14 protein-coding genes are annotated in these 11695 nt (G+C 69.3%); 5 read left to right on the top strand and 9 right to left on the bottom strand.

The window, feature by feature from the left end; all coding sequences use genetic code 11:
* Positions 1 to 108: 108 nt before the first annotated feature.
* Positions 109 to 885 carry a hypothetical protein gene (locus tag ACFWX1_RS25025; RefSeq protein WP_378391154.1) on the bottom strand — a complete coding sequence of 259 codons (777 nt, stop codon included), beginning with the start codon at positions 883 to 885 and terminating at the stop codon, positions 109 to 111.
* Between the two features lie 508 nt (positions 886 to 1393).
* Here ACFWX1_RS25025 and ACFWX1_RS25020 point away from each other — a divergent pair.
* On the top strand, positions 1394 to 2245 hold the full coding sequence (locus ACFWX1_RS25020; RefSeq protein WP_378391152.1) for an SDR family oxidoreductase: 852 nt from the start codon (positions 1394 to 1396) through the stop codon (positions 2243 to 2245).
* Positions 2246 to 2323: 78 nt separating this feature from the next.
* Here the strand turns inward: ACFWX1_RS25020 and ACFWX1_RS25015 are convergent, their stop codons facing one another.
* A complete protein-coding gene (locus ACFWX1_RS25015) occupies positions 2324 to 3148 on the bottom strand; it encodes an alpha/beta fold hydrolase (protein WP_378391150.1) in 825 nt (274 codons plus the stop codon).
* 76 nt (positions 3149 to 3224) lie between these two features.
* On the opposite strand from ACFWX1_RS25015, the gene ACFWX1_RS25010 reads away from it, so the two are divergent.
* Entirely contained in the window at positions 3225 to 4247 is a 1023-nt protein-coding gene (locus ACFWX1_RS25010) for a sigma-70 family RNA polymerase sigma factor (protein WP_378391149.1), read from the top strand.
* 3 nt (positions 4248 to 4250) lie between these two features.
* Here the strand turns inward: ACFWX1_RS25010 and nucS are convergent, their stop codons facing one another.
* Entirely contained in the window at positions 4251 to 4910 is a 660-nt protein-coding gene (gene nucS / locus ACFWX1_RS25005; protein WP_378391148.1) for an endonuclease NucS, read from the bottom strand.
* Between the two features lie 37 nt (positions 4911 to 4947).
* Here nucS and ACFWX1_RS25000 point away from each other — a divergent pair, with 37 nt between their 5' ends.
* On the top strand, positions 4948 to 5490 hold the full coding sequence (locus ACFWX1_RS25000; RefSeq protein WP_378391147.1) for an NUDIX domain-containing protein: 543 nt from the start codon (positions 4948 to 4950) through the stop codon (positions 5488 to 5490).
* Between the two features lie 8 nt (positions 5491 to 5498).
* Here the strand turns inward: ACFWX1_RS25000 and ACFWX1_RS24995 are convergent, their stop codons facing one another.
* Together ACFWX1_RS24995 and ACFWX1_RS24990 are read right to left on the bottom strand one after the other, a co-directional pair.
* A complete protein-coding gene (locus ACFWX1_RS24995) occupies positions 5499 to 6272 on the bottom strand; it encodes an enoyl-CoA hydratase-related protein (protein WP_378391145.1) in 774 nt (257 codons plus the stop codon).
* Positions 6245 to 7243 (bottom strand): GlxA family transcriptional regulator, encoded by a 999-nt coding sequence (locus tag ACFWX1_RS24990; RefSeq protein WP_378391143.1) that lies wholly within the window; start codon positions 7241 to 7243, stop codon positions 6245 to 6247. The genes ACFWX1_RS24995 and ACFWX1_RS24990 overlap by 28 nt, the downstream gene beginning before the upstream one ends.
* A gap of 71 nt (positions 7244 to 7314) precedes the next feature.
* Here ACFWX1_RS24990 and ACFWX1_RS24985 point away from each other — a divergent pair, with 71 nt between their 5' ends.
* Entirely contained in the window at positions 7315 to 7875 is a 561-nt protein-coding gene (locus ACFWX1_RS24985; RefSeq protein ID WP_378391141.1) for a cysteine hydrolase family protein, read from the top strand.
* Positions 7876 to 8160: 285 nt separating this feature from the next.
* Positions 8161 to 8598: a hypothetical protein gene (locus ACFWX1_RS24980; protein WP_378391139.1), complete on the top strand. Its 438-nt coding sequence runs from the start codon at positions 8161 to 8163 to the stop codon at positions 8596 to 8598.
* Between the two features lie 7 nt (positions 8599 to 8605).
* On the opposite strand, the gene ehuA is transcribed toward ACFWX1_RS24980, so the two are convergent.
* From ehuA to ehuB, 4 genes are read right to left on the bottom strand one after another with little or no spacing between them, the layout of a single operon-like run.
* The gene (gene ehuA, locus ACFWX1_RS24975) at positions 8606 to 9370 is read right to left on the bottom strand and encodes an ectoine/hydroxyectoine ABC transporter ATP-binding protein EhuA (protein WP_378391216.1); all 765 of its coding nucleotides are present in this window, start codon (positions 9368 to 9370) and stop codon (positions 8606 to 8608) included.
* Between the two features lie 55 nt (positions 9371 to 9425).
* Positions 9426 to 10085, bottom strand: a complete 660-nt coding sequence (gene ehuD / locus ACFWX1_RS24970; protein ID WP_378391137.1) for an ectoine/hydroxyectoine ABC transporter permease subunit EhuD — start codon at positions 10083 to 10085, stop codon at positions 9426 to 9428.
* Positions 10085 to 10786 carry an ectoine/hydroxyectoine ABC transporter permease subunit EhuC gene (gene ehuC, locus ACFWX1_RS24965; protein WP_378391135.1) on the bottom strand — a complete coding sequence of 234 codons (702 nt, stop codon included), beginning with the start codon at positions 10784 to 10786 and terminating at the stop codon, positions 10085 to 10087. The genes ehuD and ehuC overlap by 1 nt, the downstream gene beginning before the upstream one ends.
* 13 nt (positions 10787 to 10799) lie before the next feature.
* A complete protein-coding gene (ehuB, locus tag ACFWX1_RS24960; RefSeq protein ID WP_378391133.1) occupies positions 10800 to 11693 on the bottom strand; it encodes an ectoine/hydroxyectoine ABC transporter substrate-binding protein EhuB in 894 nt (297 codons plus the stop codon).
* Positions 11694 to 11695 lie beyond the last annotated feature (2 nt).

Genomic DNA, 11695 nt, shown 5'->3' with positions numbered 1-11695 from the left:
GGGCCCCCCCCCCCCCCCACAACTCTAACCCCGCCCCCCCCGGTGTCCGGCCCTCTTCCGGGGGGTTCCGCGGGTTTAGGGCGCCCTTCACGGTCCTGCGGGGGAAACTCAGCGATCGGTCGGTACGGCGATCTCGCCCTCCTCGCCGATCAGCCGGGCGAGGACGTCGTCGGGAAGATAGGTCCGGTGCGGGTAGTTCGGGCCCCACGAGTTGAGGATCGGGACGGCGCCGAGCTGGTCGGCACGCGTGTTGCCGAGCACGGCGTGGACGTCTTCGACCGTCTTGGCCCAGCGGAAGGCCTTGATGCCCTGCTTGACCTCCGGGACGTAGGTCTCGCGCTTGTGCCAGTCGTCGTCGGCGTACGCCTCGTTCCAGAGCACATGACCCAGCGCCTTGAGCACCTGCGCCCCGGCCCGCACCGACGTCCCGTTTTCGTCACCGGGATTGGTCTCCGGCCATTCGTCACGCTTCTTCGCCGCGTCCCACAGCCAGCGCGCGGTGTACTCGTCACCGTTGAAGATCGACATGCAGCGTGACCAGCCGAAGCCGACGCAGGCACCCTCGTTCCCCTGGTTGTAGAAGGCGTACCACGCGTCGGTGTCCGGCGCGCCGCCCGGCTCCAGGCACACGCAGTGCCCACCGCGGATGGTGGTCAGCGACTTGGCGCCGCCCTTGGCGATGAAATACTCACCGGAGGTCTTGTCCTGCTCGGGATGATCGAATTCGCTGTACCAGTTGATACCGATGACGACCGGCGCGCTCGACGGCCGTTCCCCGGCGGGCAGCGCGGTCAGCGGATACCTTTCCACGTGCTGCCAGTCGTCCGGCACGAAACGCCCGAGCCGCGAGTCGACCGGGTCCGAACCGAGAGGTCGGTAGCGCATTGTTTCCTCCTCAAACCTGGGCATGAATACGGCCCACACCAGCAGGCAGACACGAGCACGCACACATTCCACGGAGGATGGAAATCCTTGGCGGGCAAGAAAACCGTCCGCCACACAGCGCGCCCGAAGCCTCACACCGGCAACCGGCGGAACCCCTCGAATTCCAGTGTGACACACTTCTCATAAATTGCGGACAGCTCTCACCTGTTTGGCGGATCACCGGAATAATCCGTGATGATTCGGTCACAATCGTAGCCAGTATCCTGTTATTTACCTCCACATGCAGAGCGCGGCACCCGCTTACGGATACCGGTAATTCGGGCTCGATTCGGCATCATTCCGGGCAAGTATCGGGGCACATCTTCGCGCGGCGGGCACGGCCCGCCGGGGCCTCCCGGACGACGCGCCGCGGACGTTCACCGTCTCCGGCGCGTCGTGCGGGACGCCGCCGCGCCGGGCCTGATCGTGCCCCCGGTTTCTGGCAGACTCGCGGCCACAACCTGGGGAGATGACGATGATTCTGGTGACCGGCGCGAGCGGGAACGTGGGAACCGCACTGCTGACGCGCCTGAAGGCCGACGGGGTGACCACGCGCGCCGCCTACCGCGATCCGCGCAAAACCGCCGCGGCGATCCGATCCGGACAGGACGCCGTGACCCTCGACCTGGCGGTGCCCGCCACGCTCGGACCGGCGTTCGCGGGTGTCCGCGCAGTGTTCCTGCTCGCCGCGACGGGCCCGGACCAGACGGCGCAGGAACTCGCCGTGGTCGAGGCGGCCCGCGCGGCGGGCGTCCGTGTCGTCAAGCTGTCCGTCTGGCGAGCCGACGAACAGCTCACGCCGATCGCGCGCCTGCACTGGCCGGCCGAGCAGGCGCTCCGCGAGTCCGGGTTGCCGTGGACGTTCCTGCGGCCCAACTTCTACCTGCAGAACTTCCTGCGCCAGCCGTCCATCCGCGAGGCAGGCGTGTTCAGCCAGCCGCTGGTCACCGCGCCGATCAGCTTCGTCGACGTCGGCGACATCGCCGAGGTCGCGGCCCGGGTGCTCACCTCCGAAGGGCACGACGGCCGCGTCTACGACATCACCGGTCCGCGAGCGCTGACGTACGACGAGGCCGCGGCGGTCTTCTCCGAGGTCCTCGGGAGGCCGGTGCGTTATGTCGGGCTCTCGGACGACGAGACCCGCGCGGGGATGCTGAGCCGCGGAATGCCCGAGTTCCAGGTCGACGCGCTGATCGAGGTCGCCCGCGCCTACCGGGACGGCGGAGCGGACACGGTGACCTCCACCGTGCCCGATCTCACCGGTCACCAGGCTCTCGGATTCGCCGACTTCGTCCGGCTGCACCAGGACGTCTTCGGCTGAGCACAACGCGATGAGCGCGCCCGGAGTATCCACTGTGGACACTCCGGGCGCGCTCATCGCGTGGCAGGCAGTGCCGGGTCAGTTCCCGCGCAGGACGTCCCGCAGCCGCGGCTCGAACGCCACCGGGTCCCCGGCGAAACCGATGTGGTCGCCGGGAAACATCGTGGGTTCGATGCCGAGTTCCGCGGCCAGCGCCTTCGCGGTGCGTTCGCAGAGCTGACCGCCCGACTCCTCGCCGATGCCGACCACGATCCGGGGCTCCGCCGCGCGCAATGCGGCGAGATCCGGCTGCCAGTAGGCGGTCGGGCGCAGCATGTGCCGGTACTGGAAGTCGTCGTCGGCGATCTGCTGCGCGTCGCGTTCGCCGCCGAAGACCTGCTGGAACACCGGTTCCGGCATGACGATGTTCGCCGCCGCCAGGAACTTCCGCATCGCCTCGACGTGGTCGCCCGCCAGGTAGGTCTCGACGATTTCCTCGGTTTCCGCGCGCTGCTGCTCGCGGTCGTCGAGCAGGTCGAGCAGCGGCGGTTCGTGCGCGATGACGGTCCGGACCTGTTCGGGGCAGGCCTGCGCGAGCGCCAGCGCGGTCACCGCGCCGCCGCTGGAGCCGAGCACGGCGGCCGGGCCGGCGTCGACGTGGGCGATGAGGCGCGAGAGGTCGTCGGCCCGCAGTTCTGGCGTCGCGTCCCTGTCGCGATCGTCCACCGTGCTGCGGAAGATGCCGCGCGGGTCGGTGGTGAGCACGGTGTGGTCGGTGGCGAGCAGATCGGCCAGCGGCGCGAACGATCTGGCGTCCATCGGCGCCGCGACGAGCACCACGAGCGGGCCTTCCCCGCGCAGCTCGTAGTGCAGCCGCGCGCCGGGAACCCGGAGCGTGCCCGTGGTGACGGTGGGAGTGGTCATGGAATCCTCCTGGTCAAGCGCCTGGAATGTGTGTTCACCGGTAAGTGACTCGCGGTCTGGGGCAGAATCATCGCTTGTGAGCGAAATTTCTTCGCAGACCGTCGAGGACCCCGATCTGGCTCGTGCTCGCGAAGGCGACGACGACGCGTTCACCCGTCTCGTCGAGCCGTTGCGCCGGGAACTGCACGCGCACTGTTACCGCATGCTCGGCTCGGTGCACGACGCGGACGACGCGCTGCAGGACGCACTCGTGCGGGCCTGGCGAGGACTGGCGCGTTTCGAGGGCCGCGGCTCGGTGCGATCGTGGCTCTACACCGTCACCACCCGGACCTGCCTCGATCTGGTCGAGAGCCGCAGGCGCCGGGCCCTGCCCGTCGATCTCGGACCGTCCAGTGACCGCGCTGTCCTCGACAACGCGCCGCTGAACGACGTCGCGTGGCTCGGCCCCTACCCCGACGCTGGGCTGACCGGCGGCGCGGACGCCCGGTACGAACAACGCGAAGCCGTCGAACTCGCCTTCGTCGCCGCGTGCCAGCACCTGCCGGGCAACCAGCGCGCGGCGCTCCTGCTGTTCGACGTCCTCGGCTTCTCCGCCGCGGAAATCGCCGAAACGATGGCGACCTCCACGGCGTCGGTGAACAGCGCGCTGCAACGCGCGCGCAAGATCGTCGCCGAGAAGGTCCCCGCCCGCACCCAACAGCGGGCGCTGCGCGAGATCGACGACACCCGCGTACGGGAGATCGTCACCGGATACGCCGGTGCGCTGGAACGAGGCGACGCCGGCGCGCTGGTCGCGCTGCTCACCGAGGACGTCACCTGGTCGATGCCGCCGCTGCGGCACTGGTACCGCGGCATCGAGGCCGTCATGGACTTCGCCGTCGAGATCCCGCTGACCCGGTGCCCCAGCTGGCGGCACCTGAGCACCAGCGCCAACGGCCAACCCGCCGTGGCCTGCTATCTCGGCGAGCACGCCGAAGCACCGCACCTGCCGTGGTCGATCAACGTCCTGACGCTGCGCGACGGGCGCATCGCCGACGTCACCTCGTTCGTCGGCGCCGAGCACTTCCCGGCGTTCGGGCTGCCGGACTCGCTGCCCTGACGCTCAGAACAGGCGGAACTCGTCGGATTCGATGCCGCGCAACGCGTCGTAGTCCAGAGTCAGGCAGCGGATGCCGCGGTCCTCGGCGAGCGTGCGGGCCTGCGGCTTGATGATCTGCGCGGCGAACACGCCCCGCACCGGTGCCAGCAGCGGATCGCGGTTGAGCAGTTCGAGGTAGCGGGTCAGCTGCTCGACGCCGTCGATCTCGCCCCGCCGCTTGATCTCGACGGCGACGCTGCGGCCGTCCGCGTCCCGCGCCATGATGTCGACCGGCCCGATCGCGGTCGGGAACTCGCGCCGCACCAGCGTGTGTCCCTCGCCCAGCGTCGTGATGTGCTCGGCGAGCAGCTCCTGCAGATGCGCCTCCACGCCGTCCTTCTGCAGCCCCGGTTCGGCGCCGAGTTCCTGGACGTGGTCGTGGTAGATCTCGTCGATGCTGATGACGAGCTTCTCGCCCTGCTTGTTCTCGACGATCCAGAGCTTGCCGTCCTCGATCAGCCAGCACGGCGGGCTCATCCAGTTCAGCGGCTTGTAGGCGCGGTCGTCGGAGTGCACCGACACCGAACCGTCGGCCTTGACGAGCAGCAGCCGGGTGGCCATGGGCAGATGGGCTGTCAGCCTGCCGGCGTAGTCGACCTGGCAGCGAGCGATCACGAGACGCACCCGCCGAGGGTAGGACAGGCTCGGTGATACTGGGTCAGTGGACCCCATTCAGCGTGTCGCGTCCCGCGAGGTGTACCGGAACAATTGGATGACCGTGCGCGAGGACATGATCCGGCGACCGGACGGCAGCCCCGGCATCTACGGCGTTGTCGACAAACCGACCTTTGCGCTCGTCATCCCGTTCGACGGCGAACGGCTGCACCTGGTCGAGCAGTTCCGTTATCCGATCGGCCTGCGCCGCTGGGAATTCCCGCAGGGAACCGCCCCCGACCTCGCCGAGATGCCGCGACTGGAGCTGGCCGCCCGCGAGCTGCGCGAGGAAACCGGGCTGACCGCGGAGACGCTCACCCACCTCGGCCGGATCGACCTCGCCCCCGGGACGTCCAGCCAGCGCGGCGACGTCTACCTGGCGACCGGACTCACCGAAGGCGATCCCGAGCGCGAGCACGAGGAACAGGACATGCGCACGGCGTGGTTCCACCGCGAAGAGGTCGAGAAGATGATCGCCGCCGGCGAGTTCACCGACGCGCAGTCCCTTGCCGCCTACGCCCTTTTCCTGCTCCACGAACGCGCGAGCTGAAGCTCGCGTCAGTCCGGCCACTCCGGGTGGCGCTTTTCGAGGAACGCGGCCATGCCTTCGCGGGCGCCCGGCAGCTGGGACGCGGCGGCCATGACCTCCAGCGCGATCGTGTAGGCATCCGCCTCGGGACGGTCGAGCTGCGCGTACAACGTCTGCTTGCCGAGCGCCTTGCTCGCGCGGCTGCCCCTGGTCGCCCGCGCCAGCAGCTCGGCGACGGCGTCGTCCAGTTCGTCGTCCGGGACGACCCGGTTCACCAGGCCCCAGTACAGCGCGGTGGCGGCGTCGACGACGTCGCCGGTCAGCGCGAGTTCCATCAGGCGCTTGCGGCCGATGGCCCGCGCGACCGGAACGGCCGGGGTGTGACAGAACCAGCCGCCTTTCCCGCCCGGCAATGCGAAACCGGCCGATTCCGCCGCGATGGCGAGATCACACGACGCCACGAGCTGGCAGCCGGCGGCGGTCGCGAGGCCGTGCACGCGCGCGATGACGACCTGCGGCACCGACTGCATCGTGTGCATCAGCTCGGTGCACAGCTTCAGCAGTTCGCGCACGCCCGGCAGATCCCGCGCGGCGACGTCGCCGAAGTCGTGCCCGGCGGAGAACACCGGCCCGGCCCCGGCCAGCACGATGCCGGTCGCGTCGGTCCGCCCGATCTCGCGGAACGCGGCGAGCAGCTCGGCGAGGTGCTCGGCGGACAGCGAGTTCCGCCGCGACGCGCGGTTCATGGTGACGGTGACGGTCTCGCCGTCCCGCTTCACGAGGATGTGCTCGTACTCGGCCATGATCCGACGGTAGCCCCCACCGCGCGGGAACGAAACGTGCGCCGGTAGGAGTCGGGCCCGACGCCGGCCTCGGCCCGCATCCGGCGCCGCAGGTTCCCCGCGGTCCCCAGCCCGGACCGCTCGGCGACCCGCTCGACCGGCAGGTCGGTGGTCTCCAGCAGCCGCTGCGCGTACCGCACCCGCTGGACCCGCAGCCACCGCCCCGGCGTGACCCCGGTGGCCGCGGCGAACTCGCGGTGGAAGGTGCGCTCGCTCATGCCCGCGTGCCCGACCAGGTCGTCCACCCCGATGTCCTCGCCGAGCCGCGCCATCGCCCAGTCCATTGTGGACGTCAGGCCTGGCCGGGACGGCTTGGGCGGCAACGGGTTCTCGACGTACTGGCGCTGGCCGCCTTCCCTGGCGGGCGGCATGACCAGGCGGCGGGCCAGCGTCGCGGCCACGTCGGCGCCGTGGTCGCGGCGGACCAGGTGCAGGCACAGGTCGAGCCCGCCGACCACTCCCGCCGAGGTCAGGATGTCGCCGTCGTCGGTGTGCAGGACATCCGGCTCGAGACGCGCCTCGGGCGCGACGCGTTCGAGATCGGCGAAGAGCGCCCAGTGCGTCGTCGCGGCGCGGCCGTCGAGCAGTCCGGCGGCGGCCAGGGTGAACGCGCCCGAGCAGAGCGACGCGACGACGCTGCCCGCGCGATGAGCCCGGCGCAACGACGCGACGGCGGCCTTCGGGACGTCGTCGTGCGGGTCCACGCGGCCGGGCGCGAGCACGAGGTCGCAGCCGCCGAGCCCGGCGAGCCCGTGTGTGGCCGCGAGGTCACCGGCCGGGTGCAGTGCCGTGCGCCCCCGGCCGGGGGCGCACCAGCGCAGCTCGAACGGCCCGATTCCGCTTTCGGTCCGGTCCTGGCCCCAGACCTCGCCGATCACCGCGACGTCGAACATCCGGGTGCCCGGCAGCAGCAATACGCCGATCGTGTGCATGGCAGAAAAGTATCGCATCGCGCGTCTTCTGCCACTCCCTGCGGCGGCCACGTCCCGCGAAACTCGTCAGCATGACGAACACGGCACTGATCCTGATCGACGTCCAGCGCGGTTTCGACGCCCCCGGTTTCTGGGGCCCGCGCAACAATCCCGGCGCCGAGGCCAACATCAAGGCGCTCCTCGACGCCTGGCAGGAACGACGGCTCCCGATCGTCCTCGTGCACCACGACTCGGCGAAACCGGACTCGCCGCTGCGCCCCGGCCAGCCGGGCAACGACTTCAAGGCCGAACTCGACGGCGCCCGGCCGGACCTGGTGTTCGGCAAGAAGGTGAACTCGGCGTTCATCGGCGACGTCGATCTCGATGCGTGGTTGAAGACTCGCGGCATCACAAGCTTCGTGCTCGCCGGGATCCAGACGAACTTCTGCTGCGAAACCACCGCGCGGATGGGCGGAAACCTCGGCTACGACGTCACTTTCGCCCTCGACGCCACCTACACCTTCGACCTCGAAGGGCCGGACGGCGCCGTCCTGACCGCGGACGAGCTGAGCCGCGCGACCGCGACGAACCTGCACGGTGGCGGCTTCGCGACCGTGCAGTCCACAAAGGACGTACTCGCGGGACTCCGCTGAGCCGGGGGCCGCTGATCGTCCGGGGAGCCGGGTGGCGCGAACCCGGCTCCCCGGACGAGCTGGAGCGGTGAACGGCGAACCGCCGTGCGATCCCGGCGGTTCGTGCGTCCCGAAGCCCGGTTCGAGGACATCACCTCACGGCCCGCCGGTCGAGCGGTCTGCCCCTTCGTCGGCGGGCCGATGGTGCGATCGGGCAGCGCGCGGTGGCTCGTTTCGGCCATCGACAGGGATCGACAAGACTGTGCCCCCCGCTACCCTGGAAACAGGCGGGCGAGGGGAGGAATCATGGCCGGCGAGGAGGACCGGACGGACAGCGTGGTCAACGTGGCGAACGGCAACGCCGACAAGATCGTGCAGATCGGCAAGGTCGTCGGCGACGTCACCGTCTACGGCGCCACCGAACCGCGCACCAGGCCGTCCTCGCGGCCACCGGCCCCCGCTGCCCGGAGATCAGGCCCCGCTTTCGACAAGAGCACCACTCGCTCGATCGGTGGCCTCATCGCGGGTGGCGTCGCCATCCTGGCGATCGCGGGCCTCCTCTCCGACGACTCCTCCGCCACCGGCGGCTCGACATCGTCCACACCGTCCACCTCGGCACGGCGGTCCCCCAGCACTCCCACTTCTCCGAAAACGGTCGATTCGTCGCGCTACGACCCGCCGCGGCTGGGCCCGAAGACCATCGACTCGTCACGCTACGACCCGGTACGCCTGCCACCGAGGTAGCCCTCGATCACTCGCGGTCGATCACCGCTTTCAGGAACCGCCGGGTCCGTTCGTGTTCCGGCGCGCTGAACAGCTTCTCCGGCGCGGCGTCCTCGAGCACCCGGCCGTGGTCGAACATCATCACGCGGTCCGAGACGTCCTGGGCGAACTGCATTTCGTGGGTCACGCACAGGATGGTGATATCCGTGCTCGTCGCGATGTCCCGCAGCACCCGCAGGACGTCCGCGACGAGTTCCGGGTCGAGCGCGGAGGTCACTTCGTCCAGCAGCAGCACGTCGGGCCGCATCGCGAGCGCCCGCGCGATGGCGACCCGCTGCTGCTGCCCGCCGGACAGCTGCGTGGGATGTGCCTGGGCCTTGTCCGACAGCCCGACCATGTCCAGCAGGTCGAGCGCCCGCGCCTCGGCCTCGTCGGCGGCGAGGCCGAGCGAACGGACCGGCGCCTCGGTGATGTTGCGCAGCACGCTCATGTTCGGGAACAGGTTGAACTGCTGGAACACCATCCCGATGCGGCGGCGCATCTCACGCAGGTGCTTCTCGTCGGCGCGCACGAGCTTGTCGCCCTTACGCATATGGCTCAGGTAGTCGCCGCAGACCTCGATCGTGCCGTCGTCGACCTTTTCCAGGGTCATCAGCAGCCGCAGGATCGTCGTCTTCCCGGAGCCGCTCGGGCCGATGAGCGAGACGAATTCCCCTGGCGCGACGGAGAAATCGAGATCGTCGAGCACGACGTTGGCGCCGAACCTCTTGACCACGCCGGAAAACCGGATCATCGCGTGGGGATCGGGCACGTGGGTATCGGGCACTTGGGGATCGGGCATGGGGGGATCAGACACTGTGGGCACGGCGGCGTTCCAATCTCCGGACCAGTATCGAGGCGGGCAGGCTCACCAGCAGGAAGAGCACCCCGGCCATGGTGTAGGGCTCGACGACGCGGAAGGTGTCCGCGCCCACCGCTTTCGCCTGGTACAGCACGTCCAGCACGCCGATCGCCAGCAGCAGCGGGGTTTCCTTGAACATCGAGATGGTGTAGTTGCCCAGCGCGGGCAGCACCCGCGGGATGGCCTGGGGCAGGATCACCGCGCGCCACGTCCGCGCCCGCGGCAGGTTCAGCGCGACCGCGGCCTCCCACTGTCCTTTCGGGACGGCTTCGATCCCCGCCCGGTACACCTCGGCCGCGTAGGTCGCGTAGTGCACCCCGAGCGCCACAACCCCTGTGACGAAGGCGGACATCTTGAACCCGGTCACCGGCGGCACCAGCCAGAACAGCACGAACACCTGGATCAGCAAGGGGGTGCTGCGCACGAACTCGATGAACAGCCAGATCGCCTGGGACAGCACGGGAATCCGCGCGCGGCGCAGAATGGCCAGCACGAGGCCCAGGGCGTAGGCCAGCGCCGAGCCCAGCAGTGTGAGCTCGACCGTCACGAGCAAACCCTTGAGCAGCAAGGGAAGCGAGTCGAACGCCGCCCGCCAGCTCCAGTTCATCACACACCTCCCGCCGGCGCGAGGGCCTTGGTCCGGGACGGCGGCGTCCGGCCGAGACGCCGCGCCGCCGACCGCTCCAGCGCCCGCATCCCGATCGTGATCAGGATCGCGAGCAGCAGGTAGAGCACGAGTTCGGTGGCGTAGATCCAGACGATGTCCGCGCCGAACACCGGCCGCAGCAGCTCACCCTGTTCGGCGATCTCGCCCGCCGAGATGAACGACAGCAGCGCGGTGCTCTTGAGCAGCTGGATGAACAGGTTGTTGAACGGGGGCAGCATTTCCACGAACGCCTGCGGCAGGATCACCCTGGTCATCCGCTGCGTCGGCGTCAGGTTGAGCGCGATCGCGCCCTCGTACTGTTCCTTCGGCACCGACCGCACCGCGCCCCGCACAATCTCCGCGCCGTACGCGCCGTGGTTGAGGCCCAGCACGAGAATGCCCGCGAACAGCGGCACGAGCTGGAAACCGACGAGCACGGGCAGCACGAAGAACAGCCAGAACAACTGCACGACTTCCGAGGTGCCCCGGAAGATTTCGACGTACAGCCGCGCGATTCCCCGGACGATCCGCGACGGCGAGAGCAGTGCGAGGCCGGCGACGAGCGCGAGCACCACGGTGAGCGCTATGCCGCCGAGCGCGGCTTCGATCGTCGCAGTCAGTCCACTGAGGACGGACGTGACGATGTGCGACACGTTTGACATGACGCGCCACCCGTTACGCGGCGCACAGCTTTTCGGTGGTCACGTCCGGCTTCGGCAGGTTCGCCTCGGTGAAGCCGAACGGAGCGACGATCCTGGCCCATTCCCCGCCGTCGTGCAGCTTCTTCAGTTCGGCGTTGAAGGCGTCCCGCAGCGAGGTGTCGCCGGTACGGAAGACGAAACCGCCCGCCGAGATCACCGGTTTGCCGTCCTTCACCGGGTCGAATCCCTGTGTCACCTCGGCGGCGGCGCCGGGATTCTTCTTCAGCAGGTCCTTGAGCGAGATGTCGGTGAGCGCGGCGCAGTAGACCCGGCCGTCGGTGACCGCGCGCAGCAGGTTGTCCTGGGAGTCCAGGGTGGTGATCTGGTCCTCGGGGACCCCGGAGTCGGTGGCGTAGCCCTTCTCCACCGCCGCCGAGAGCACCGCGACCTTGACCTTCTTCGCCTTGATGTCCTCGAACTTCAGCACCTGCTGGGGATTGCCCTTCGGCACCAGCAAAGCCGTCAGCGCCGAGTAGTCCGGCAGCGAGAAAGCCGCCTGGCCACAGCGTTTCTGGGTGATGTTCATCCCGGCCGCGACCACGTCGTACTTCTTCGCGTTGAGCGCGGGGATCAGCTGATCGAAGGACACGGCCTCGGCGTCGACGGTGTCGATGCCCATCGCCTTGAACACCGCACGCGCCACCTCGGGCGCTTCGCCGGTGACCCGCCCGCTCTGGTCGGTGAATCCGTACGGGGATTCGTTCGCGATGCCGATCTTGATTTTCTTGGCGCTCTTCGCCGCCTGCAGCGCGTCACCGGAGGACGTCGACGTGCACGCGGACAACAGGACGGGACCACCGATCGCGGCGGCGCCGAACACCGCCGAACGGCGGAAAAAGTCACGCCGGGACCACTCGCCGTGCTTCATGA

The sequence above is a fragment of the Amycolatopsis sp. NPDC059021 genome (assembly GCF_042739895.1).
GTDB lineage: Bacteria > Actinomycetota > Actinomycetes > Mycobacteriales > Pseudonocardiaceae > Amycolatopsis.
The sequence above is the reverse complement of the archived record's forward strand: the minus strand, read 5'-3'. Positions and strand labels throughout refer to the sequence as shown.

Coding starts and splice junctions, on each gene's coding strand:
- ACFWX1_RS25020 (WP_378391152.1), top strand. CDS start 1,394: ATGACGATGATTCTGGTGACCGGCGCGAGCGGGAACGTGGGAACCGCA.
- ACFWX1_RS24980 (WP_378391139.1), top strand. CDS start 8,161: ATGGCCGGCGAGGAGGACCGGACGGACAGCGTGGTCAACGTGGCGAAC.
- ACFWX1_RS25015 (WP_378391150.1), bottom strand. CDS start 3,148: ATGACCACTCCCACCGTCACCACGGGCACGCTCCGGGTTCCCGGCGCG.
- ehuA (WP_378391216.1), bottom strand. CDS start 9,370: ATGATCCGGTTTTCCGGCGTGGTCAAGAGGTTCGGCGCCAACGTCGTG.
- ACFWX1_RS24990 (WP_378391143.1), bottom strand. CDS start 7,243: ATGCACACGATCGGCGTATTGCTGCTGCCGGGCACCCGGATGTTCGAC.
- ehuD (WP_378391137.1), bottom strand. CDS start 10,085: ATGAACTGGAGCTGGCGGGCGGCGTTCGACTCGCTTCCCTTGCTGCTC.
- ehuB (WP_378391133.1), bottom strand. CDS start 11,693: ATGAAGCACGGCGAGTGGTCCCGGCGTGACTTTTTCCGCCGTTCGGCG.
- ACFWX1_RS25025 (WP_378391154.1), bottom strand. CDS start 885: ATGCGCTACCGACCTCTCGGTTCGGACCCGGTCGACTCGCGGCTCGGG.
- ehuC (WP_378391135.1), bottom strand. CDS start 10,786: ATGTCAAACGTGTCGCACATCGTCACGTCCGTCCTCAGTGGACTGACT.
- ACFWX1_RS24985 (WP_378391141.1), top strand. CDS start 7,315: ATGACGAACACGGCACTGATCCTGATCGACGTCCAGCGCGGTTTCGAC.
- ACFWX1_RS24995 (WP_378391145.1), bottom strand. CDS start 6,272: ATGGCCGAGTACGAGCACATCCTCGTGAAGCGGGACGGCGAGACCGTC.